The following is a 23558-nucleotide window of genomic DNA, read 5'->3' on the forward strand; positions in this document are numbered from 1 at the left end:
ATGCGCCACTGTCTCGCCTCAATCCGTGCTATGTGGAGCGGGAATCGATCACGGTGGAAATGTACACTCACGCAGCTCTTGGTAGAACAATCCCTGCGCTGTGCCTGGTACCGGATGCATTCATATTCAACACCTTCCTTTCCGGCTCTCTGCGGAAATGCCTACAACGGAACGGTCTCTGATGTATGGATCCTTCCACGGCGCATCCATTTACCGACGCTCCTAGCTATCCATGAGCCCTTCTTCTGCACTCGCCGATTCACGGCTGCGACGGACATTTGGCGCGCCGGTCTTGCAACGTGATCCGGCGATTTCACGACGAACCAGCATGTATAAGACGGGCTAAAGGAGTCCGTGGCTGCCGCTACTTTTTAGCAGCAGGGCGAGTATTCCGGAAATCGACTGGAACAGCTACGGACTCCAGCCGCAACGGCTTCGAGTGGATAGCCAACAACACCGCCTTCCCCGGGGTCGCCTGGTAATTCCCGCGAAAGCTCTTGTAGTAAATCATCACCTTTCGGACATAGTCGCGGGTTTCGGGGTAGGGCGGGATGGCGTGATATCGCTCCACCCGTCGTTCACCCGCATTGTAGGCCGCCACTGCTAATCGTACATTCCCGTTAAAACGATCCAGCAAATACCGCAAATGTCGCGCGCCGCCGCGAATATTGTCCCCGGTATCGTACAAATTCTGCACACCGTGACGAATGGCCGTTTCGGGAATTAACTGCATGAGACCCACCGCTCCGGCCCGCGAAATGACGGTGGGGTTAAAGTCCGACTCTGCCTTGATCACGGCCAGCAGCAGGGCCGGATGCAGCTGAAACTGCCAGGCATAGCGCTCCACGGCGTCCTGTACTTCTTCCGCAGGCACTCGATGCGATAGCCGGTTGGCCTGCAATTCGGCCGGACGAAAGCGCCGGTCAGTGGGAACATTCGTCATCTCGAACAGGCCGTTCGCTCCCACATAGCCGTAGATATCGCTTTCTCCGAAGGCGGACTCACCTATCATCAGCACACTCGCTATCGCCAATGAACACGCCCAGGAGACGGATGCCCGACCGTCTCCATTCGGACGATGATCGGGGAGATGTGTGCGTTGACAAGCGCGCCCGTTCCGAGCTGAGTGTTCGTTGGCCATACGTCCTCCCCGTCCCCTGCCGTTCATGTGGTGGGGACTTCAGAGCGTTGCGAACCAGTCATGCTCCCGCAGAATTCATGCCACTTCGTCGCTCGCACAAAAACGTTCAGCGCCAATAACTTCGCGTGGTTAGGTCAAGGGTTTCCAGCCACAATGTCGCTCCGACACGAAGGATCCTGAGACGGGCCGTTTTGGGGCACCACCTGGCCGTATTTTGGTCATCAGTTCGTCCCGGTCCGTCGCAGGAGAGAGGCGAAATCGGCAGTGACGTGAGATGAACGAGCAGGGCCATCACGACAGCGTGGCCCATTTCCTCGACACCATGATCACGCGAGGAAGCAGGCTATTGTTTGACGGTTCGACGCGACATGCTAGAATCCCCGTCGAGCCGGTCCTTCAACTGTAGGAAACCATGGGCCGGGAGAGATCCCGCTCTGAATCCGAGTCCAGTCTTGCCATTCACATATGATGAGCGCGACCCTGCCGGACCTCATGGCTGATCGTTTGGCGACGATCTCTACGCCACAGCACCTCCGCGTCAGCCCATCACAGTTGGCTACGATTCGAACCTGAGCGCCGCCGCATGATTAAACTGCTGCTGGTGGAAGACAATTCCGTCGATGCGCAACTGACGCAGGATCTCCTTGCCGAATGGTCGCTGGACCGATTCGAGATTACGCATGCTTCCATTCTGGCGGATGGCCTAGCCCGATTGAGCCGGGAGCGATTCGATGTCGTCCTCCTCGATCTGTCGCTCCCGGACACGCATGGCCTGGCCACGGTGACGCAGGTGCTGGCAACCAGCCCTGATGTCCCGGTCGTCGTATTGAGCGGCCACGATGACCATCCGCTCGCGCTACAGGCGCTCCAGCACGGCGCGCAGGATTACTTAGTCAAGGGAGACGGCGGGGCTGAGTTTCTTGCACGTTCGATACTCTATGCCATCGAACGCAAAAAGGCGCAGGAACGGCTGACCTACCTTGCGCAACACGATGCGCTCACCGGCTTAATCAATCGGGCGCTGTTTCGTGACCGCTTGATCCATGCCATGGCGCGCAGCAAGCGGAAAGACCAGCCCCTCGCGGTGATGCTCCTCGATCTGGATCGTTTCAAAGCCGTCAACGACACGCTCGGGCACGATATCGGCGATGAGTTACTGAAAGAGGTTGCGACACGATTGATGGAATGCGTGCGGGAGGTCGATACGGTCGCCCGCATGGGCGGCGATGAATTTACCGCCATCCTGGAAGGCATTTCAGGCGAAGACGATGTGCTGGTCGTCGCGAAGCGAATCGTGGAATCGATCGGCGCGCCGTTTCAGATCGGGTCGCATCGCATCTCGATCGGCGTGAGTATCGGCATCACTCTCTACCCGTTGGATGATGAAGATCTCGATGAACTACTGAGGCACGCCGACAAAGCCATGTACGCCGCCAAACAGCAAGGCGGAGGCCGGTATCATTTTCATTCACCGGCCGGCCATTCTCCCGGCGTTCCCACTCCAATCCCGTAAACAGGCTGCGCAACGCCTTCGTCCATCAGCCGCACATCGACTCCACGGAAACGCCATCGCGCCGCTACCGCCCGATATCGGCAAGGGGTTGCTCCGTCACCACCAACGAGCCGCGAGGATTGGGCAGGAAGACGTTCGTCACGACCAATTCCTCCTGTGATGGAGTCGGATGCGAGTCCGGGGTCATCACGAGTCCCCAGTGCTGGTTGTCGCGACAGACATTATCCAGGAGGAGGGCCTCTGCATGATGGAAGAGGAGCATCCCGCTCAGCATGTTGCTGTGACACACATTCCGGACGCACTCCGGATGGCTTCCCGGATCCCGCACCGCCAAACCGAAGTGGTGGTTGCCGTAACACACATTTTGCGCCACCCGCGGCTGCGCGCCCGCAAACACAAAGATGCCGCTTTCCCGATTGGAACAGACTTCATTATCGATAAACGTCGGTCTGGCCTCGGGACCATAGATCACCACCCCGGACAGGATGCCTTCCATAGCCCGGCACTGTGTAATCGTGCATACCGAGTCTAAAACATTCATGGCGGAGTGCTGATCGCTGCCCACATACCGGAAAGTAATTCCGGTAATCATGCCATTGGGCACCCGTTGCAAATAGAGCGGTCCCCCGCGACGACTATAAATTTGCACCTGGTCTCGACCCGCCCCGACCAGGAGCACCGGCTTATCAGCGACAAATACCTTATCTTCATAGACACCGGGGCGAATAAACACCTGGTCATCGTCACCGGCGTCCTTGAGCGCCGCGCTGGGACGACTGTAGGCAGCGGGATCCCGGGCATCGACAATCAGCGTCTTCCCGCCTTTTGGATTGGGTGGGGGTTGGGTGAGGAGGTCCTTCGATACGCCGGTTGAACCAGGCTTGTGTGGTCTATCCATACGACCGTCTCAATCCTCTCTGAACTTGCGCTGGCCAAGTCAATCACAACAACATGGGGAATACTAGCCGACAACGACCGACCACGTTCCGTCTGTCAACCTGTCTGTCGTTACCCTCACGACCGGTCCTTTCCGTACAATCCTGTGTGCTTTCCGCACAGGATTTTCTGAGCTCTTCGCCACTCCGATCGCGCCAACCCTACAATTTCACAGCAGGTTCTTCGATCGTCTCCGGCTGGTGCGGTTCTTTCATATCGACGGCCACGACAACGGACCGGCTCCGGGCACTGCCACCACGAAAGAAAGAGGGGCTGCGATGACCATGGTTCAACTCACCCTTGGTAAGATGCGAGGCATCGGTGCCGCAATGGTGTTGTTCGGCATACTGGCGAGCGCTTCCGACCTGTTCGCAGCGCAGCCCCAGCCGCCAGATGCCTCACGCCGCCTGTATGATCGCGTAATGGAAGAGTTTCGTCATAAAGACTATGTCGCAGCGCTCGCCGGGTTTCGGTTCTTCCTCGAACTCCATGGGCGATCCTCTTTATCCGCCAATGCGCAATATTGGATGGGTGAATGCCAGTACCGCATGGGACGGCACGACGAAGCGCTGGGATCGTTCTTCAGGCTCATTTCAGATTATCCCATGAGCCAGAAACTTGCGGCTTCGACTCTCAAAATCGGACAAATTTACACGAAGCAGGGCGACCTTGAAAACGCCCGCATGATGTATGAGCGGGTGACGGGCCAGTATCCCGAGAGCCCGGAAGCTGAAGTCGCTCGCAAGGCCATAGACGCCGCTGCCGCTAAGGGAGAACCCATCGCGGCTGAACCGAATTGATCGGCATGCCGCGTTCGGTCACCGTAGGCCGGCTCGGCGGTCCGGGTCTCCTGCCTTGACTGGCCTTAGTCCGGATCGGCCAGATCCAACACCGTCACAAGACCGGGGACCGTATACGCATGCAATGGGCTCAGCCGCACAAGTTGCACGCCGGCGGCGCGCAGCGCATCGTCGAGCAGAGAGGCAGTCCTCCCATCCGCGTCAGTCTCTCCTGCCGGTCCCTCCACCTGGACCACCTTCTCCACCAACCGGCTGCCTGGATGCACCAGCACAAACGTGGCGCGTGTGAGCGCCAGCTCGCGCAGCGTCTCCACCGGAGGCATTCCTGAGGGCACGCGCAAATCCAACACGCTCCAGAGGGGAATTTGCGTGAAGAGCAGATAGCGATCTTCCACCGCAAGGCGCAGAAGATTGTACAGCTGCACTTCGTGATCCGTCAGTAGAGGCTTGGGGGCGAAGGTTACACCGGACGCCGGACTTCCCGCTTGCGTAGCCGGCGCACGCCGCCGAGCGAACGTCTCCCACGCTAGGCTTCCCAGAAAGACCAGCGCGCCGATACCGAGGATAGGATACAGAACGTCCATAACAATTCGATTGCCTCAACGAGGCAAATAGAAGTCCCTACTCCGCATACCCGCGCTGCCGGGAACCACGGAACCCAGGAACACGGAACGACGAGCCCCCGTCACTTGCGGGACATTGGTGCAGCGCCCGCGCAACAGGTCGTAAGCGAGCAACGCGAATGCCGTCGCCTCAAACGCCTTGCTGCTCCATCCGCATTCATCAAAGGTCAATACCGGCGCAGGATCAAACACCGTCCGGAGCGACCCCATGATGGCTCGATTGAAAACGCCGCCTCCCCCGACGATCACATCATCGATCCTGCCGGGAACCCAGCGCCGCGACGAGCCGATCGCTTCCGCTGTCCAGGTCGCGCAGATCGCCAACAGATCTTCCGTCGACAACCGCAACCGCTTCTGCCTGGCGAGCAAGGTACGAACCAAGGGCGCACCAAACTCTTCCCGTCCGGTAGACTTCGGCGGACGCCGCGTCAGGAACGGGTGGGCCATGAGTTCCGTGAGCAGAGCCCGATTGACGGTTCCCCTATTCGCCCATCGCCCCCCGGCATCATAGGCACGCGTACCTTTTGTCGCTTCCTGCACGATGGCATCGAGCACCATGTTTCCCGGGCCTGTGTCAAACGCCCGCACCTCTGCCATCCCGCCGCCCGCGGGAAGATAGGTCACATTGCTGATCCCGCCGATATTCACCACCAACCGCGTCCGGCGCGGATGGCTGAAGGCGATCGCATGGGCATACGGGACCAGCGGCGCTCCTTCACCACCTGCCGCCATGTCACGCGGCCGGAAATTTCCCACGGTCGTGATTCCCGTACGCTCCGCAATCACCGCCGGCTCGCCAATTTGTAATGTCGACCGGATCAGGCCCACGCCGGGCTCGCGCCTTCCCTTCGGCAAGTGGTGGATGGTCTGGCCATGGGATCCAATCACATGGATATCGGCCGGCTGATACTTCGCCGCTCGAATCACCTTGAGCGCCGCCTTCGCAAACAATTCACCCAGGTACATATTCATGTGGCAGATCTCCGCCACGTGGCCGTGAAGCGAGAGATCCACCACTCGTTGCTGCAGTGTTCGCGGATAGGGCACAGAGGCGAAGGCGATGGGCGTAATGGTTGGCCTCCCCCCGCGCCGGACGATACTGACCAGCGCCGCGTCTACACCATCCGCCGATGTCCCGGACATGAGTCCGACAACTTTCATCCCGTCCTCTCTCAAGCACGGCTGCCAAGCACCCCCCTGGCATTCGGTGCGCTACGCTAATCGAAACCATGCGATGGGTCAAGCGGCGCGTTGTGGCCAAGGACTCCATCTGCGTACGCCGTCGCGTTGACTTTGCGTACATCGGGTGTTACCGTCCGCCGGATGTTTCGCTTGATTTTTTTGCCCCTTTTCATCGTGGTCGCGGTGCTGTGGACCCCTTCCGCAGCGGTCCGCACCGCATCGGCAGCTGAACCGCTCAACGTCGTGGTCACGCTCCCGGTCCTGAAAGATTGGGTGCAACAGATTGGCGGATCGCATGTCCATGTCGTCTCGCTCATGACCGGTTATGAAAGCGAACACACCTATTCCCCCAAGCCCAGCGACCTGGTCGCAGTCCGTAAAGCCAGCCTCTTGTTCGAGGTCGGAGCGGGACTCGAAGTGTGGGTCTCATCGCTCGTCAAGAATGCGGGAAACGCCTCCTTGCAGGTGGTCACGACCTCCAAGGATATCGAACTGATTCCGGATCACCCCGAATCGACTGCCGATGCCCACACGCATCACCATGCGAGTGGCAATCCTCACGTCTGGCTGGATCCGTCCGCAGCGGCCACGATGGTGCAGCATATTTCCAAGGCGATGTCTGAAGCCGACCCATCTCACGCCGCGGAATACCGGACCAACACGGCGGACTATCTCCAGGCCCTGCTGCGTGTTCAGGAAGAATCGTTGGACCGGCTCAAAAAGGTGCCGAACCGGGCGGTCATTGTCCATCATCCGGCTTGGCCCTATTTTGCCAGGCGCTACGATCTGCATATCGCCGGAACGATTCTCGCCCAGCCCGGAGGGGAACCCTCCGCGCGGCACCTGCACACGTTGATCGAAGCCATTAAACGTGGCCATATCCGGGTGATTATCTCCGAGGTCCAACTGAATCAGAAAGTTCCACAACTACTGGCCCGGGAAACCGGAGCACACATCGCCGTCCTGACCACCTTGCCCGGCGGCCTCCCTGGAACCGAGACCTACCTCGACATGCTCCGCTATAATGTGCTCCAATTGGCCCACGCGCTTGAACAGACATAACTGCCGCCCCCAACCGAACATCGACGACAACCAGCATCTTCATCGAACGCGCCGCGCATGACCCATCCCATTATTCGTTTTGACCATGCCACTTTCGGTTTTCCCGGCACCGTTGCGCTGGAGGATCTCTCTCTGTCCATTCCCGAATCGGAATTCGTCGGGGTGATCGGCCCTAACGGATCCGGGAAAACGACGCTCTGCCGCGCCGTGCTCGGATTGATGGCTCCCCTGAGTGGCACCCTGCAAGTCCTCGACTGCGCCTGCGAAGAACTGCGCTGCCACCATCGAGCCCTCATCGGGTATCTCCCGCAAAAAGGCATGCTTGATCGCAACTTTCCCGTCACCGTCCTGGAAGCGGTCATGATGGGGCGATACGGCGCGCTCGGCCTGTTTCGACGGCCTTCCGGAAAAGATCGCGACATCGCCCGTCAAGCGCTCACACAGGTCGGTATGGACCACCACCGGGACTCCGCACTGGGCGCCTTGTCCGGCGGTCAGCAACAACGCGTGTTCATCGCCCGAGCCCTGGCCCAGCAACCTCGCATTCTGCTCTTGGATGAGCCCACCACCGGCCTGGACCTCACGGCGCAACACAGCGTCGTGGAATTGATCCAACAGCTGCATCACGACCTGAAGCTGACGATTCTGATGATCACCCACGACATCAATATGATTCGCTCGCGAGTGGATCGATTGGTCCTGCTCAAAACTAAATTGTTCGCGGCGGGACCTCCGCAGGAGGTGCTCAAACCGGAGATTCTCAGCCAGGTCTACGGCAAAGAGCTGGTCATTACCGATAAAGACTTCATCATCGTAGAGGACTACCATCATCACCACTGAAGCGTGCTATCCGAATGACGGAGCACGAATCGAATGAGCAATCGCGGCTTATCCCGCACCACCGTCCCCGGCCCGCGTTATTTCTGACGGTTCGCCGTGGAATCGCCGCGTCACGTTGCGAGACCGGCGCCCGGAACCGGGAGGACCCGCGGCGTCCCGGTGCAGGAGGTCGAGGGGCCGAAGGGCGAGCCCGCCGCCCGAAGGTCCGTTGCAGCCGAGAATCGGCAAGTGCCGCAGAAGGGAAGGCAGGCTAGTGCATCCATCCAATGGTCCAATGACGTAGTGAGACAATGTTAGAGCTATTCGCCTACGATTTTATGCAACGCTCGCTCCTGGCCGCGGCTCTGGTGGGCTTGGTCTGTTCTGTGATCGGCGTGTTTGTGGTGTTGCGAGGCCTGGCTTTCGCCGGTGCAGGCACGGCCCATGCGGCATTTGCCGGCGTCACGCTGGCCTATCTCCTGGGCCTGCCTCCCCTGAGCCTCGCCATTGTGTTCGGACTCGCGACGGTATGGATCACCGGCTGGGTCGAGGAAAAGGGCCGCATGAAGCTGGATGTGTCCATCGGCATTCTCTACACCGCGACCATGGCCCTGGCCATTCTGTTTCTGGGGCTGATGAAGACGTATAACCCGGAAGTCTACGGCTACCTCTTCGGCAGCGTGCTGTCCGTGACCACCGAAGAGCTTCTGACCATCGCGGGACTGAGCATTGCCGTGCTGGGAACGATTCTCCTCCTTTCAAAAGAACTGTATTTCATCGCCTTCGACCAGGAAATGGCGGCGGCGTCCGGCGTGCCGGCGCGGCAAATTTTTTACCTCCTCCTGACACTGGTGGCTCTCACCGTCGTGATTGCCTTAAAAACGGTCGGCGCCATTCTCGTGTTCGCGATGATTCTCATCCCGGCATCCACCGCCTACCAGCTCACACATAGCCTGACCCAAATGACGCTCTATTCCATGCTCATCGGTATCTTCTGTGCCGTCGCCGGCGTCCTGCTGTCCTATGCGTTTGACCTGCCTTCTGGTCCATCCATCGTGCTGCTAGCCACAAGCCTCTTCTTCCTGGCGGTTTGTTGTTCACCGAAACGACGGCATCGTATTCACGCGGAATAGCCGGGAAGGCCGGGCTGTTTGCCGAAATGCCATGCCCAACAATGATGCATCGTTGCCCCTGGTTCGATACAGGGAGGAGACGGGAACAAGGAATGGAATCGTGTGTCAGGGCTGAGGCTCGGGCTTTGTTCGGGACCAGACCATGCCCGTCTGCTCCTTGGCGCTGAATCCCAGGCGTTCGTAAAATCCCGGTCTACGCGTGCACAACCAGAACAACTCAACGTCCTGCAGCGTGGGGTGATCGAGAATGCGCCGTACAATTTCAGTGCCGATCTGTTGCCCCTGATAGTCGCGATCGACGATCACGTCCCAGATGGAGGCGCGAAACACATAATCCGTCAGCACACGGCCGAAGCCCACCAAGCGAGCACCGTCCCATGCCGAAATGACCAGATCCGTCTTCGCGAGCATGGCTTGGGCCTGCCCCAGCTTGCGATGCTTCGCCCAGGGGGCCTGGCGGTACAAATGAATCAGTTGGGTCGCGTCGAAATCGTTGCGATCGGAAAATGCGATGGGTCGTTGGCCGGTCTTGAGAGCGGGAGGCATCTTGTACTAAATTAATCCCTCCGAACGAGGTCAGTCGGTTCAACGTAGTGTAAGAGGAAGACCATGGGAACGCAAGTAAGAAGCTGTCCGAAGTGTTTTCAATTGATGTGGCTCAAGCAAGACCATTACGACGTGATCGACGAAGAGACGGTCCGTACGAAATGTCCGCACTGCCACTCGACCGTCCGGTTTCAATTGGTCACGGCCGGGGCGAATGCCGCCGGACCAAAGATGGGCCACTGATCCGTCGAACGAGTGCTGAGTTTTGAATGATGAGTTGTTGCATCTATGACCGGGCATTCAACTCACCACTCAGGACTGAGAACTCGCCACTGCCTTTACATTCCTCGCCCGGCCCCTTCCAGTTCCGGTTGACTGCCGGGAAGAATTTTGACTAACGCGCTGCGGTACTCGCCCAGGCGCTTCTCCTCAGCCGGCACAACTTTGATTTCCTTGTCCCGCTGCATCCGCTCCAAATGGTCGAGCACAGCCAGAAGCGGCTGCACCGCGCCCAGCACATTGCCGACCTCGAACGCTTCGAGTGATTCGATGAGGTAGTCCTGCAGGCCCCTGAACGGGGAGCGACCGCTTTGCTCGCGAAATCGCAAGAGCGCTTGTTCAAATGCCTCCACCGCTTCCGGTTTGGGCTTGACCCCCGTCGGCACGGAGGCCAGATGCACCACCGTCGGTAACTTGGAGGCATAACCTTTGAGTTGCGCAATCAGCTCTCCGATCCGATCGAGCACGGCACTGGTTTCCATGATAGTCCTTTCCTGAATGCCACCAACAACACCGTGCACACCCCGGACACTGAGCCTCGCTCACGCCCTGGACATCACCGCGTGCGTGGTCGCGGCATGAAGCAGGTCGCGCACCTCGGCCATATCTGCGGGGAACGGCACGTCGAACTGATGATACTCCCCACCCGTGGGATGTGTGAATCCCAGCGTGCGGGCATGCAGCATCACCCGTGGTATCGGAATACCCGCAACCGTCATCACTTTTGAGCCCCCATAGGTTTTGTCGCCCAGGATGGGATGGTCGATGGAGGTGAGGTGCACCCGCAGCTGATGGGTGCGCCCTGTCCTAGGGGAAAGCCGCACCTGCGAGGCGGTTTTTCCGTATCGCTCCACGACCTGGTAGTCCGTTGCGGAGGCTTTGGGGTTGGTCGTCCGCGCCGAAAACTTCTTTCGCTCTTTCGTATCCCGCCCGATCGCCAATTCAATGAGACCGTGCCCTTTCTTCGGCACGCCCCAGATCAACGCTTCATAGACGCGGGTGATCGTGTGCGATTTGAACTGAGCGGCCAGCGCCCGGTGCGATTGGTCGGTTTTCGCAATCACCATCACCCCGGACGTTTCTTTATCGAGCCGGTGAACCAGACCGGGCCGCTCTTTTCCGCCGATATGGGACGGAGTCACCCCCGAGGTTGAAAAGTGATGCAAGAGGGCATTCACCATCGTTCCCGACCAATTCCCAGGTGCAGGATGCACGACGAGGCCGGCCTGCTTATTGAGCACCAGGAGATCAGAGTCTTCGTGGAGAATCTCAAGGGGAATCGCCTCAGGCCTCAGATCCAGAGGCTCGGGTCGCGGCACCTCCAGCCTGATTCGATCACCCGGCTTGATCTTCTGACTCGGCCGGACGGGTTGCCCGTTGATTTGAATGCGTCCTTCTCCGATCAGCCGCTGCAAGGCCGAGCGGGAAAAGGTTGGGTCGCGATTGGCGAGAAAAACGTCGATCCGTTTGGACGATTCCCCTCCGGTGACAATAATCTCAACCGGAGTGGTGATGACTCTATTCACGTGGGGCTTGCCTGACCTGTGACCGATACATGAGCGTGCGTAAGCTGCCACAGGGGCTCGGCAAAAACAAGATGCGACAACCACCCACCGGTTCTACACATGTAACGCACACGCCATCCACATCTCATCCACATGTTGCTCGATTTGAGGGCCAGGCTCATCCATCATCGTCACCCGGGCAAGGCCTGTTCATTCCTGACAGTCCGTCGGAAATTTTGACGCCGCCATCGTGGGCCTTCTCATGGGTGCTTCCAGCATACCTCTCCCCTCGAACTAAAATCATGTGGTTAGCGACCTGCCTGGCCTACGTCTCGTGGGCATTCGAATTGCTTTTCTATGACGTAGGTTTGGCGTCACCCATAAGTTGGAGCAGACCCTGGCGATGACCTCAGATTTAATCCACAGAATTCTCAGGTCGCTACAGAATTCTTTTGGTTCGAACTCACCGATGCACGCGCCCGCTGTGGACAACCACAAGCCTTCGCCCGAACCGGTCACCCAGCAGGAACGTCGCATCGATGCGCGATTTACGGTCAAGACTCCGTGTCTGTACGGGTTGGCGCCAGAACGGCGGCGGGAGACACCGCTGATATCCGGGAAAGCCCATTCGTTGAACATTAGTTCAGAGGGGGTCCTCTTGTTGCTGGACCAGAAGGCCCTGGGGGGGCAGCTGCTCACGCTCCACAATCCCGCTCTCCAACCACAACGTGAGGCAAGTCTGTTTGAAGTGCGCTGGACAACGGAACTACCGGTCGGATCGCAGCAGCCGTGTTACCTGGTTGGCTGTCATCTCGCCTTCGGACGTTTTCCCTTCTTTCTCCTCCAACGCCGGCACTTGGACCGCGACATTTCAAGCCTCTCGCTGTAACGACCTCGCCCTCGGTGCTTGCCCTCTCGAGGATGGCTCACGCGCAGAATGGAAGCTTTCTGTCGGAGAATGTCGTCAGGCTGCGGAACGATCGGAAGGATGAACCGAGGAAGCCCTCGAGGCTGAACGAAGGGAGATCAACTGGCGTCTGTCGTCGATAAAGCGAATGCTGACCGTCGCGCCGGATCGTGCGAGATACGACGAAATTCCATAAATGAACAAAGCAATACCGCTCATCTCCAGGGTTTCTTCTACGCCGACCATTAAGCCGTATGGCAGATCCGTCCATGTGTGGGTGAGATAGTGATACCGAGATTCGAGCATTTCCACGCCCAGCGCCCCGGTGACATACAGACTCCCGGCCAGCACAAACACCCATCGTGTCGCAGCCGGTAATCGTGTCAGGAATCCCAGGTATAAAACGCCGAGTAGTCCGACAAAGCCGCCTCCCACGAGGATCCATGAGTAGAAGAAGACCCCTGTAGGACGCAGCCCATCGAACACCCTTATCATTTCGTGGATCTGCGCGGCCTCATCCAGGGAGAGATAATAAAATATCAGGGCAAGACCCGCCCAGTGGCGCGCATTGACTCCCCCGGCTTGGCGCTCACCAGCCGCGACAACGGTGAGCAGCAGCGCACTGAACAGCAGGGCGACGGCCGAATACCAGGCCGGGATATTGGCTTCGTTCACCAAATTGAATTGCCGCTCCAGTCCCCATTGATGCGTGTAGCCCGCCACATGATTCAGGTATTGGCTGACAAAGTGAGCGGTCGAGAAAAAGGTGATCGTGACAGCTAAATATTTGACCAGGACAACCGGCTTGACAATCAGCGTCATGACGCCTCCTCCGACGACATGCGCACCTGTGCACCATCGGCACGAGTGCCTGCTCGCAGTATACCAATCGCTACGGGATAGCCAAGAAATTCAAGGAATGCATGCCGCCTCCAGACGAAGCGCCTGGTGGAGCGCGTGGAAATCTGGTGGCGCGGAGGCCGAAAACTCGCAGTAGGTTTCTGTGACGGGATGCGTAAACCCCAGCGTACGCGCATGCAGCATGACCCGGTGAATGACTTGCCCCTTGATCGCACTGACTCGCTCGCCCCCATAGGCTCTGTCGCCCAGGATCGGATGGCCGATTGTGTGAAGATGTGTCCGTATCTGGTGCGTACGGCCCGTGTGAGGACTGAGCACGATGCGTGCCGCCGCTTCCCCGAAGGCTTCTTCGACTCGATAGTCCGTGACCGCAGGCTTCGGGTGAGCCGTCCGGGTTGACGTGCGTTTGGGGTTGTTCCGATCCGGGCCAAGCGCAGCATCGATCCGGCCTTCCGATTGAACCGGCACGCCCGCGACAAGCGCTTCATAGTGACGGGTCATGGAATGACGTTCGAACTGCACCGATAGTTTTCGATGGGCCTCCTCCGTTTTGGCCACCACCATCACCCCAGACGTGTCTTTGTCTAAACGATGCACCACGCCCGGCGTCACCGCCTCGCCTGAATGCGCGCAATAGTTCAGCAACGCATTCAAGAGCGTATTGGACCAATGTCCCGGTGACGGATGAACCACAATCCCGGCGGGCTTATTCAACACCAGGCATGCATGATCCTCGAACAGGATCTCCAATGGTCTCGTCTCTCCATCGATTTTCAACGGCATCGCCTGCGGAGCATCAATGGCAATCATATCTCCCGCTTTGATCCGCTGACTCGACTTGGCGATGTGACCATTGACCCGCACCCAGCCCGCGGTAATCATCCGCTGTAAGGCCGCGCGCGAGAGCTTCGGCTCGCGGTGCACGAGGAATATGTCCAACCGTTTGGGCTGCTCCCCGGCAGAGATGACAAATGCCGTTTGCATCGCGCTGTTACGCTACGGCAGCGCGTCGTCCGAATGCAATCATAGAAGGCCGACCGATTGCCTCTCGATGACAATCGGCCTATGCTGAACGTTGCGAGGCCGGTTCGACTTGTGAGAAGGAGGGTGGACCATGAGAGGGAAACTCGCGTTCGTCGTCACGTGCCTGATCCTGGTGAGCGGATTCGCGAAGACAGGACTAGCAGCAGACTTGCCGGGAATTCCTCCCGAAGTAGTCGCTGACTACCTGCATGCAGTGATTGAAGCGGACCGAACGTTTTATACCATCCATGTTGTCGAGCGAATGAAGAAACAGGGCGGTACACCCGCATCGGAAACCTGGCGGAAGGACAAGACCACGTTGCCGCTGCCGGCCCAATTTCTTCGGGAGGCCGGTGAATTGGCGACCTTGACCGGGACCAGGGTGCGCTACCGCCTCATGAGCTTGTGGCCAATCAACCCCCAGAACGCACCGGCGAGCAACTCGGAGCGAAACGGGATGGAAGCCGTGCGACTCCACCCCGAACGACCTGTTTCCGGCACCGTCACCATCGGCAGTCAGCCGTATTTCCAAGCCGTCTACGCCGACCGCGCCGTAACACAGGCCTGCATCGCTTGCCACAATGCGCACCCGCAGAGCCCGAAACACGATTTCAAGATTGATGATGTCATGGGCGCGCTGGTAATAGAAATTCCCCTGAGCAAGGAGTAGGCTCGGACGGCAGCGTCGATACCCCGCCGGGAAGCGGCGCTCCGTGTCGAGCCGCCCGAAGAACGACGGAAAGCCGTGAGATCTCACATGAAGTTTTCCACCTACGACCCAGGCGAGTTCTACGACGAATTGTTCGAAGGAATCGGCCGCCCCCGACGGGGAAGCGCGTTACTGCTGCGGAAGTTTGCGTCGCTCCCCGATGGAGCGCTGAGAAAGCGCCAGCAAGCCGCGGAACGCGTCATCCTGAATATGGGCATGACGTTCGGCGTGTACGGCAGCGACGAGGGGCACGAGCAGATCTTTCCCTTCGACATCGTACCCCGAATTGTGGAGGCGCCGGATTGGGCGCTCATCGACACCGGCCTTCGCCAACGCCTGCGCGCACTGAACCTGTTTATTGATGATGTGTATCACGAGCAGAAGATCCTCAAAGATAACGTCATCCCGAGCGAACTGATCTATTCCAGCAAAGGGTTTCTGAAAGCCTGCTGGGGCCTCAATCCCCCTCGCGGCATCTGGTGTCACATCGCCGGGATCGACCTGGTGCGCATCAGCGACGGCCGGTATTACGTCCTTGAGGACAATATGCGCTGCCCGTCCGGAGTGGCCTATGTGCTGGAAGCCCGGCAGGTGATGAAACGAACATTTCCAGAGCTGTTTGAGACCTATCGCGTCAGACCGGTCGACGAATACCCAAGCCGCCTGCTGGAAACCCTCCGCTCCCTGTCGGACCTTCCCGATCCCACGATCGTCATTCTCACGCCCGGCAGCTATAATTCCGCCTACTACGAACACTCTCTTCTGGCTCAGAAAATGGGGCTCGAACTGGTGGAAGCCGGTGACCTGACCGTCATCGACGGCTCGGTCCACATGCTCACCACGAAGGGCTCCCAACGAGTGGACGTGATCTATCGGCGAATCAATGACGAATATTTGGATCCACTGGTGTTCCGTTCCGATTCTCTGCTGGGCATTCCCGGAGTCATGGAGGCGTATAAGAACGGCCGTGTCGCAATCGCCAATGCGCCCGGCACCGGCATCGCCGATGATAAGGCGATCTATGCCTACGTTCCCAAGATCATCAACTATTACTTGGCGGAGGAACCAATTCTCCCCAACGTGCCCACCTATGTCTGCTGGGAACGTCGAGACCGAGACTATACGCTGGAACATCTCGATCAGTTGGTGGTCAAAGCGACAAACGAAGCCGGTGGATACGGCATGATGATCGGACCACGAGCTTCTCAACAAGAGCGAGAGGACTGCGCCCGTCGCATCCAGGCCGACCCTCGCAACTACATCGCCCAGCCCACCCTCGCGCTCTCTCGATCGCCTACTTTGGTGGAAGACCATATCGAGGGGCGACATGTCGATCTGCGCCCCTACGTCCTGCAAGGGAAAGGGCTCTATGTGTTGCCTGGCGGCATGACTCGCGTGGCTTTGAGAAAAGGGTCGCTGGTCGTCAATTCGTCCCAGGGTGGCGGCAACAAAGATACGTGGGTGTTGTCATGAGTCTTGCGCGCACACGAGCTTCTTGTGAATCGGTGAGCCAACGACTCCTCACGCACCATGATCGGACCCGGCGATGCTGAGTCGAGTGGCCAGCTCCATCTATTGGGTCAACCGCTACATCGAACGTGCGGAAAACTATGCGCGGTTCATTGAGGTCAATCTGAATCTGTCCCTCGATCTTCCCCGCGACACGATCGAGCAATGGGAGCCGCTGGTCGCCACGACAGGCGATCATGAAATGTTTGTTGCGCGCTATGGAAAAGCGACGAAGGAGACCGTGCTGCATTTTCTTGTGGCGGATGCCGAGAACCCGAATTCTATCGTGTCCTGCCTCTTGTGCGCGCGGGAGAACGCACGCTCGGTCAAGGAGATCATCTCCAGTGACATGTGGGAGCAGGTCAACCGCTTCTACCTGTTGGTCAGGGACGCCGTCACACGCGGGATGTCGCACCATGACCTCCACGCCTTTTTGGCCGACGTGAAATCCGCGAGTCATCTGCTGTGGGGTATCACCGATGCCACCATGTCCCATGGGGAGGGCTGGCACTTTGCGCGCCTCGGCCGCCTTCTTGAACGAGCGGATAAAACTTCTCGCATTCTCGATGTCAAATATTTCATCCTCTTGCCGACCGCCGATGAGGTCGGCACGCCGTTCGACATCATCCAATGGTCGGACTTATTGAAATCCGCGAGCGCCTTGGAGATGTATTACAAACGCTATGGACGCATCGCTCCGGATGACGTGGCCGCGTTCCTCATCCTTGACCCCACGTTCCCCCGAGCCATCCGCTATTGCCTCATTAAAGCGGAAGACTCTCTGCACGCGATTAGCGGATCCGAACGAGGATCGTATCACAATGTGGCTGAAAAGCGATTAGGACGCCTGCGCGCCGAACTCGACTTCGTCGACATTGAAGACTGCGTCACAAGGGGCCTGCATGAATTCGTGGACCACTTTCAAGCACGGCTCAATCAAGTAGGCGAGGCTATTTCTGAAACGTTCTTTGCGCCTCGCCGAGTTCAACACATAAGGTCCGTCACGGAGGAACAATGACGTTTTGCTTGGGGATGAAGGTGGAGGAGGGGTTGGTCGGGATTGCCGACACCCGGGTGACGACAGGGGCGGAATGCATCACTGCGGGAAAGGTATCCATCCATCAACATGGCCGCCACTCGATGTTTCTCATGACATCGGGGTTACGATCGGTTCGAGACAAAGCCGTCACCTATTTTGATGAGGCCATCAGCGAAAGCGACCAAACGTTCGATAAACTGTTCAAAGCGGTCAACGTGTTTGCCGCACAGATCCGCCGTGTGGCCGAAGAAGATAAACACGCGTTGCAGAATGCCGGACTGACGTTCAATCTCCACGCCCTCGTGGGCGGACAACTGGAAAACGACCTCGCGCACAAACTCTACTTGATCTACCCCCAGGGCAATTGGGTTGAAGTCAGTGAAGGCACCCCCTACTGTATCATCGGCGAATCCGGCTACGGGAAGCCGCTCCTGGATCGGGTGCTTCGGTACAACTCCAGCTTGGATCTCGCACTGAAGGTCGGCTTCCTCGCCTTTGATGCTACACGCACGAGTTCCACCAGCGTCGAATATCCGCTCGATGTCGTGCTGTACCGGCACGATACGTTCGACATTTTCGAACACCGCTTTCACAAAGAAGATCTTGCTGAGATTTCTTCCTGGTGGCAATCGCGCATTGCCGATTCGGTGGAAAAGCTTCCCGCCTCGTGGGTCGATCGTTTGTTGGAGTCTGTGCCGAAAGGCACCCGCTCATCTCCTCACGAGCACGGCAATCCAGCATCATAAATCTGGCTCACGATTCTAGGCTAGCCCGGCCACCGGCCGACTATCTGTGTCCCGATGGCACGTCGCGCTCACCCACGCCACTCGCCCAGGTTACCCTGCTCTCGTGCGCACCGAAGTCGCGCTTCACATCACGCCCCCAGTCATTGGGGTCTATGCGACAGGATGACGGAGAATGAGATGGACCTTTTTCCCCCAAATTGTGTCGCGCCCTCGTCAGAAGATGATTAGACAGCGCATGGATCGAAGCGTACTATGATGAGTGACCGCATGATCTGATGGGCACGCTGGCTCGTACAGGTAGGGGACTGGGACGATGTCTTCGGTACCTTCCCACGACCGGTTCCTCCTCCAGGAGGCTACGCGTGGCACCGCTCTGCTGATCCCGACACGCACGGCTGTTCACCTTCTCGTCGCATCACCTTCCACTCGCCGATTTGACATTTCATTCGGGAAGTTCACTCTCGCCCAAAAGACTCGCCGTCCAATCCTTCACACACGTCATCCACTCGCCGGGTGTGATCTGCTCATGCCGGCACATCCGCGCGCACAACCAAGGAGGTTTCTATGACATCCTCCAACACACTGCTGCGTGCCGCGACCCTGATGGGATTCGCATTAGGAAGCGCGACGCTGTTGTGGCCAACTCACGCTATACCTGAGAACGCACCGATCAGCCTCCCGATTGAGACGGTGGCCAATTACATCCACGCCGTGATTGAAGCAGACCGGGATGTGTATACCAGGCATGTCGTCGAGCGCTTGCAGACCAAGGGTGTGGTCGTAGCATCGGAGAACTGGGAGCAGAAGAATACCTTGCCGCTACCGGCTCAGTTCCTGATGGAGTCGGGACGGTACATCGCCAAGAAGGGCCTGGGCATCCAGTATCGACTGATCAGTCTGTGGCCGATCAACAAGCGCAATGTGGCGGCGAACGAACTGGAGAAGGCCGGGCTCGGAACCATCTTGACGCAACCGAATCGACCTCACACCGGCTTTATGAAGATCGGGGAGACCCGCTATTTTCAAGCGGTGTATGCCGATCTCGCAGCCACCCAAGCCTGCCTCGGTTGCCACAACGCGCATCCCGACAGCCCCAAACGTGACTTCAAGCTCAACGACGTGATGGGTGCCATCGTGATTACGATCCCGGTCGGCCCATAAACATAGCGGCCGCGTATGCAGACAGTGGCGTCAGATCGGTTACCGGCAGGACGGACCAGAGTCCTGCCGGGGAGAACAGAACTGGTCCTGCCCCTAGAATCGTGTCGAGTCGGTCTCAGGGATGGGGACGAATCACGGAGTTGGTGTGCTGCGAATTTCACGACGCTTCAATCGATCAACCTCAGAAGCCTGGTCTGCCAGTTGCTGCTTCAGTCTTTCGATCTCTTCGCGAAGTCGAAGAATGATCTGGTCTGACTCCACCTGCACGGAGTTGGATGATCCCGACCGAGCTGCATCAGGTTCAGGTCCCGTGGCGAACACATGCGATCCGCGGACAGGAACAGGAGCCGTCGCCGATCCCGTGCGCTGGAGAGAGAAAAGAAAGGCACCATGATCGAGGATCAGTTCGCTGGCGGACGCTTGATGCCCCCCTGACCAGTTGGCTTTCGTCGTCAGGACAAATCGCCGGGGCTCAATTCCCAGAACGCCGCCGCTGCCATTAACTGAATGCAGGGGATTGTTCTGAATCTTCACCAGCTCCTTCGAATTCTTCTGGAGGAGGGTCCGATGATTCGCAACGACAATGTGGAGCCGATCGGCCGCCTGAAAGAGGCCGCCTGACGTCACGGTGCGATCTTCGGTATCGTTGTGCTTGATGATCGTGAAGGCCACCCATTCATGTGGTAAGGCCTGTTGGAACGCGGCTCTCATACCCGGCAAGATCTGCTGCAACTCTTCGACTGAAAAGACTTCGCGTACCGGCTTCGGCTCGTCCATCATGCCAACGCGCTGTTCGAGAAACAGCTTGCTGAGAATGGCAAACAGGTCCTGTTCGCTCCAGTGAGCTGGATGTTGGTACTGAACTGGGGGGCGCTCAGAAGGTTCAACAGAATCTAACCGAACGAACCATGTCGCCTCAGCCTGAACCGGTCGATGCTGTATTAGTGGGGCGGCACAAGCCGATGCCAGGAGAAGAATGGTGAGTCCAATGCAGGAACGGAAGAGATTGGCACTGAATATTTTGGCGCCGGATGACCGGGCGCAAGGAAATACAGCGGCGGTAGGCCGAGAGATCAGACCTTTACGCGTGGCCGGCCTTTCGAGCACGATCAGCGATTTTCTTACGGAGACGAGCCTTTTCAAGGCTGATTTCCGCCTCTCTCACTTCTGACGGAAGACCGCCGGCCTGTAACCGCTGTTCGGCTTTTTCCACGGCCTGTTGCGCCCGGCCAACATCGATATCTTCGGCCTTCTCAGCAATTTCCGCCATCACCGTGACCTTCACGGGCGTGACTTCGGCGTATCCCCACAAGATCGACATGTAATGCCAGATGTCATGCGATTTGTAGCGGAGCTCGCCGATACGCAGACTGGACAGTAGATGACAATGACCCGGCAACACGCCAAACTCCCCTTCGCTACCAGGGGCGATGACCTCATCAACCTCCTGGCTCAGGAGCAATTTTTCCGGCGTCACGACCTCTAACAAAATCTTACCGGCCATCTTCTCTTACTACTCCTTATCCCATCTGAGAGGGAATCGAAGTGTCCTCTCCTGCGCGCGTTCAACGAGGGTCTTCTGAGACCGCGCGTTGCGCGAGCAAAGAGGACGCTCGAGGCACTCTCCCTTAGACCTTCACTCCCATCTTTTCAGCCTTCGCCACTGCTTCCTCAATCGGACCGACCATGTAGAACGCCTGCTCGGGCAGGTGGTCGTATTTTCCCTCGAGGATTTCCTTGAAGCTCCGGACCGTATCCTTCAGCTTCACATACTTGCCAGGCGCACCGGTGAACGCTTCGGCCACATGGAACGGCTGAGACAGGAAGCGCTGAATTTTGCGTGCGCGCGCCACGGCCATCTTGTCGTCTTCTGACAGTTCGTCCATACCCAAAATGGCGATGATGTCCTGCAGATCCTTATACCGTTGCAACACGGACTGGACTCCTCGCGCGACCTTGTAGTGCTCTTCGCCGATCACCTGGGGATCGAGAATGCGTGAGGTCGAATCGAGAGGGTCGACGGCCGGATAGATACCCAACTCGGCCAATTGGCGGGACAACACTGTGGTGGCGTCCAAATGCGCAAAGGCCGTCGCCGGCGCCGGGTCAGTCAAGTCGTCGGCCGGCACATAGATGGCCTGAACCGACGTGATAGACCCTTTTTTCGTCGAGGTAATCCGTTCTTGAAGCGCGCCCATTTCGGTGGACAAGTTCGGTTGATAACCGACCGCCGATGGCATACGGCCAAGCAACGCGGACACTTCCGATCCCGCCTGCGTAAACCGGAAGATGTTGTCGACGAACAACAACACGTCCTGATTCTCTTCGTCACGGAAAAATTCGGCAACGGCGAGACCGGTCAACGCAACCCGGAGACGCGCCCCCGGTGGCTCGTTCATCTGCCCATAGACCAGCGCCGCTTTGGACTTGGTATAGTCGTCGGGATCGATGACCTTGGACTCCTGCATTTCATGCCAGAGATCGTTACCTTCACGTGTGCGCTCACCGACGCCCGCGAACACCGAGAATCCACCGTGGTGGAGCGCGATGTTGTTGATGAGTTCCATGATGATGACGGTCTTGCCGACTCCGGCTCCGCCGAAGAGACCGACTTTTCCGCCCTTGCTGTAGGGTTCCAACAAGTCGACCACCTTGATGCCGGTCTCCAGCACTTCGGTCTTTGTGTCTTGATCTTCGAGACGCGGCGCCGGCCGGTGAATAGGATAGGTTTTCTTCGACTTGATCGGGCCCTTTTCATCGACCGGCTCGCCAAGCACGTTGATCAGTCGGCCCAGGGTCTCACGACCCACGGGAACCGAGATCGGTGCACCGGTATCGGTCACATCCATCCCGCGCGTGAGACCGTCCGTCGTCGACATCGCGATGCCGCGGACGCGATTTTCCCCGAGGTGGGAGGCCACTTCGAGGGTGATCCGAACCGCCGGCTTTCCGGCCGCCTTGTTCTCTTCTTGCGTCACCTTGAGCGCGTTGTAGATATTCGGCAGGTGGCCGGGAGGAAACTCTACGTCGACCACGGGGCCGATGACTTGAATGACTTTTCCTGTGCTCATAACGCTCCTCTTGTCGTCACTGATGCAGCCGGCAGCTTACCGTCGTGCAGCATTCCTCAGTCAGGATTTTATTTCAGGGCCTCTGCTCCGCCCACGATATCCATGAGTTCTTTGGTGATAGCCGCCTGGCGGGTCTTGTTGTAATACAGAGTGACTTTTTTGATCAGCTGACCGGCATTGCGGGTGGCGCCGTCCATCGCCGCCATGCGTGCGCCATGTTCCGCGGCTGCCGACTCCAACAAAATTCGGTACGTTTGAATCTGAAAATGCTTTGGCACCAACGCGTTCAACAATTCGGCCTCATCCGGCTCGTATAAGTAGCTGCCACCGGTGGCAGCCTGCTCCGTCCCGTTGGGCGCAGCGCCGAACTCAACGGCCGCGTCGATAGGGAATAATTTCTCGACGATCACGCGCTGTTGGATCGCAGACTTGAACTCGTTGTACACCACATAGAGTTCGTCAAACGTGCCTGTGACGAAATTTTCAGTCAGGTCACCACCGATGTCGATGGCATGCTCAAAGCTCAACTTATCGAAAATCCCCGTCCACTCCTGCCTGATCGGCCATGACCGGCGGCGGAAATAATCCCGGCCCTTGCGTCCGATCAGGCTGAGATTGACCGACAAGCCTTGCGATTCGCATTGCCGGACAAACTCGGCGCTCTTTCTGACAATGTTACCGTTGAAGCCGCCGCAGAGACCGCGATCGCTCGTGACGACGAGGATTTCGATCTTCTTTCCTTCCCGCTTTTGGAGCAACGGATGGGACGTACGATTCACACGTTGGCTGAGATTGCTCAGCACGCCACGCATTTTGTGCGCATACGGACGCGCGGCCAGAATACGATCCTGCGAGCGCTTGAGCTTCGCCGCCGCGACCATCTTCATGGCCTTCGTGATTTTCTGCGTATTCTTGAAGGCGGCGATTTTCCGCCGCAGAGATTGTAAGCTCGGCATTCGTGTACGCTCTCAGCCCGTCGTGCTTCAGCGCTCA

The 23558-nt window shown here is 58.2% G+C and carries 25 protein-coding genes; 12 read left to right on the forward strand and 13 right to left on the reverse strand.

Annotation, left to right across the window (positions count from 1 at the left end; genetic code table 11):
* Window positions 1-364: 364 nt before the first annotated feature.
* Window positions 365-1168, reverse strand: a complete 804-nt coding sequence (locus tag GDA65_17635; protein ID MBA5864505.1) for a transglycosylase SLT domain-containing protein — start codon at window positions 1166-1168, stop codon at window positions 365-367.
* 556 nt (window positions 1169-1724) lie between these two features.
* On the opposite strand from GDA65_17635, the gene GDA65_17640 reads away from it, so the two are divergent.
* A complete protein-coding gene (locus tag GDA65_17640; protein ID MBA5864506.1) occupies window positions 1725-2654 on the forward strand; it encodes a diguanylate cyclase in 930 nt (309 codons plus the stop codon).
* A gap of 64 nt (window positions 2655-2718) precedes the next feature.
* Here GDA65_17640 and GDA65_17645 read toward each other — a convergent pair whose 3' ends face one another.
* Complete coding sequence (locus tag GDA65_17645; protein MBA5864507.1) at window positions 2719-3552, reverse strand: hypothetical protein; 834 nt, start codon at window positions 3550-3552, stop codon at window positions 2719-2721.
* A gap of 316 nt (window positions 3553-3868) precedes the next feature.
* On the opposite strand from GDA65_17645, the gene ybgF reads away from it, so the two are divergent.
* A complete protein-coding gene (ybgF, locus tag GDA65_17650) occupies window positions 3869-4390 on the forward strand; it encodes a tol-pal system protein YbgF (GenBank protein ID MBA5864508.1) in 522 nt (173 codons plus the stop codon).
* A gap of 65 nt (window positions 4391-4455) precedes the next feature.
* On the opposite strand, the gene GDA65_17655 is transcribed toward ybgF, so the two are convergent.
* Both GDA65_17655 and GDA65_17660 read right to left on the reverse strand, forming a co-directional pair.
* Entirely contained in the window at window positions 4456-4974 is a 519-nt protein-coding gene (locus GDA65_17655; GenBank protein MBA5864509.1) for a DUF2726 domain-containing protein, read from the reverse strand.
* 15 nt (window positions 4975-4989) lie between these two features.
* Window positions 4990-6174: an anhydro-N-acetylmuramic acid kinase gene (locus tag GDA65_17660; GenBank protein MBA5864510.1), complete on the reverse strand. Its 1185-nt coding sequence runs from the start codon at window positions 6172-6174 to the stop codon at window positions 4990-4992.
* A gap of 162 nt (window positions 6175-6336) precedes the next feature.
* Between GDA65_17660 and GDA65_17665 the strand changes: the two genes are divergently transcribed.
* The 3 genes from GDA65_17665 to GDA65_17675 all read left to right on the forward strand — a co-directional run bounded on the left by GDA65_17665 (window position 6337) and on the right by GDA65_17675 (window position 9209).
* Entirely contained in the window at window positions 6337-7257 is a 921-nt protein-coding gene (locus tag GDA65_17665) for a hypothetical protein (protein MBA5864511.1), read from the forward strand.
* Between the two features lie 57 nt (window positions 7258-7314).
* Window positions 7315-8097, forward strand: coding sequence for an ATP-binding cassette domain-containing protein (locus GDA65_17670; protein ID MBA5864512.1), 783 nt, complete (start codon window positions 7315-7317; stop codon window positions 8095-8097).
* A 290-nt stretch (window positions 8098-8387) separates the two neighbouring features.
* On the forward strand, window positions 8388-9209 hold the full coding sequence (locus GDA65_17675; GenBank protein MBA5864513.1) for an iron chelate uptake ABC transporter family permease subunit: 822 nt from the start codon (window positions 8388-8390) through the stop codon (window positions 9207-9209).
* A gap of 105 nt (window positions 9210-9314) precedes the next feature.
* On the opposite strand, the gene GDA65_17680 is transcribed toward GDA65_17675, so the two are convergent.
* On the reverse strand, window positions 9315-9755 hold the full coding sequence (locus GDA65_17680) for a GNAT family N-acetyltransferase (GenBank protein ID MBA5864514.1): 441 nt from the start codon (window positions 9753-9755) through the stop codon (window positions 9315-9317).
* A 63-nt stretch (window positions 9756-9818) separates the two neighbouring features.
* Between GDA65_17680 and GDA65_17685 the strand changes: the two genes are divergently transcribed.
* Window positions 9819-9998 carry a hypothetical protein gene (locus GDA65_17685; GenBank protein ID MBA5864515.1) on the forward strand — a complete coding sequence of 60 codons (180 nt, stop codon included), beginning with the start codon at window positions 9819-9821 and terminating at the stop codon, window positions 9996-9998.
* A 95-nt stretch (window positions 9999-10093) separates the two neighbouring features.
* On the opposite strand, the gene GDA65_17690 is transcribed toward GDA65_17685, so the two are convergent.
* Both GDA65_17690 and GDA65_17695 read right to left on the reverse strand, forming a co-directional pair.
* The gene (locus tag GDA65_17690; protein ID MBA5864516.1) at window positions 10094-10516 is read right to left on the reverse strand and encodes a hypothetical protein; all 423 of its coding nucleotides are present in this window, start codon (window positions 10514-10516) and stop codon (window positions 10094-10096) included.
* A gap of 60 nt (window positions 10517-10576) precedes the next feature.
* Window positions 10577-11560, reverse strand: a complete 984-nt coding sequence (locus GDA65_17695) for an RluA family pseudouridine synthase (protein MBA5864517.1) — start codon at window positions 11558-11560, stop codon at window positions 10577-10579.
* Between the two features lie 448 nt (window positions 11561-12008).
* Here GDA65_17695 and GDA65_17700 point away from each other — a divergent pair, with 448 nt between their 5' ends.
* On the forward strand, window positions 12009-12428 hold the full coding sequence (locus tag GDA65_17700) for a hypothetical protein (GenBank protein ID MBA5864518.1): 420 nt from the start codon (window positions 12009-12011) through the stop codon (window positions 12426-12428).
* A gap of 75 nt (window positions 12429-12503) precedes the next feature.
* Here GDA65_17700 and GDA65_17705 read toward each other — a convergent pair whose 3' ends face one another.
* Both GDA65_17705 and GDA65_17710 read right to left on the reverse strand, forming a co-directional pair.
* Complete coding sequence (locus GDA65_17705; GenBank protein MBA5864519.1) at window positions 12504-13268, reverse strand: hypothetical protein; 765 nt, start codon at window positions 13266-13268, stop codon at window positions 12504-12506.
* A 90-nt stretch (window positions 13269-13358) separates the two neighbouring features.
* A complete protein-coding gene (locus GDA65_17710) occupies window positions 13359-14291 on the reverse strand; it encodes an RluA family pseudouridine synthase (protein ID MBA5864520.1) in 933 nt (310 codons plus the stop codon).
* 130 nt (window positions 14292-14421) lie between these two features.
* On the opposite strand from GDA65_17710, the gene GDA65_17715 reads away from it, so the two are divergent.
* The 5 genes from GDA65_17715 to GDA65_17735 all read left to right on the forward strand — a co-directional run bounded on the left by GDA65_17715 (window position 14422) and on the right by GDA65_17735 (window position 19494).
* Window positions 14422-15000: a DUF3365 domain-containing protein gene (locus GDA65_17715; GenBank protein ID MBA5864521.1), complete on the forward strand. Its 579-nt coding sequence runs from the start codon at window positions 14422-14424 to the stop codon at window positions 14998-15000.
* Window positions 15001-15087: 87 nt separating this feature from the next.
* On the forward strand, window positions 15088-16512 hold the full coding sequence (locus tag GDA65_17720; protein MBA5864522.1) for a circularly permuted type 2 ATP-grasp protein: 1425 nt from the start codon (window positions 15088-15090) through the stop codon (window positions 16510-16512).
* Between the two features lie 73 nt (window positions 16513-16585).
* Window positions 16586-17566: an alpha-E domain-containing protein gene (locus tag GDA65_17725; protein MBA5864523.1), complete on the forward strand. Its 981-nt coding sequence runs from the start codon at window positions 16586-16588 to the stop codon at window positions 17564-17566.
* The gene (locus GDA65_17730; protein MBA5864524.1) at window positions 17563-18333 is read left to right on the forward strand and encodes a peptidase; all 771 of its coding nucleotides are present in this window, start codon (window positions 17563-17565) and stop codon (window positions 18331-18333) included. Before GDA65_17725 ends, GDA65_17730 begins: the two co-directional genes overlap by 4 nt.
* 564 nt (window positions 18334-18897) lie before the next feature.
* Window positions 18898-19494 carry a DUF3365 domain-containing protein gene (locus tag GDA65_17735; GenBank protein ID MBA5864525.1) on the forward strand — a complete coding sequence of 199 codons (597 nt, stop codon included), beginning with the start codon at window positions 18898-18900 and terminating at the stop codon, window positions 19492-19494.
* Between the two features lie 132 nt (window positions 19495-19626).
* On the opposite strand, the gene GDA65_17740 is transcribed toward GDA65_17735, so the two are convergent.
* The 4 genes from GDA65_17740 to atpG all read right to left on the reverse strand — a co-directional run bounded on the left by GDA65_17740 (window position 19627) and on the right by atpG (window position 23521).
* Window positions 19627-20274: a hypothetical protein gene (locus GDA65_17740; GenBank protein MBA5864526.1), complete on the reverse strand. Its 648-nt coding sequence runs from the start codon at window positions 20272-20274 to the stop codon at window positions 19627-19629.
* Between the two features lie 301 nt (window positions 20275-20575).
* Window positions 20576-20998, reverse strand: a complete 423-nt coding sequence (locus tag GDA65_17745) for a F0F1 ATP synthase subunit epsilon (GenBank protein ID MBA5864527.1) — start codon at window positions 20996-20998, stop codon at window positions 20576-20578.
* Between the two features lie 124 nt (window positions 20999-21122).
* The gene (atpD, locus tag GDA65_17750) at window positions 21123-22565 is read right to left on the reverse strand and encodes a F0F1 ATP synthase subunit beta (GenBank protein ID MBA5864528.1); all 1443 of its coding nucleotides are present in this window, start codon (window positions 22563-22565) and stop codon (window positions 21123-21125) included.
* A gap of 68 nt (window positions 22566-22633) precedes the next feature.
* Entirely contained in the window at window positions 22634-23521 is an 888-nt protein-coding gene (atpG, locus tag GDA65_17755) for an ATP synthase F1 subunit gamma (protein MBA5864529.1), read from the reverse strand.
* Window positions 23522-23558: the final 37 nt, after the last annotated feature.

Source organism: Nitrospira sp. CR1.1, from assembly GCA_014055465.1.
Lineage (GTDB): Bacteria > Nitrospirota > Nitrospiria > Nitrospirales > Nitrospiraceae > Nitrospira_A.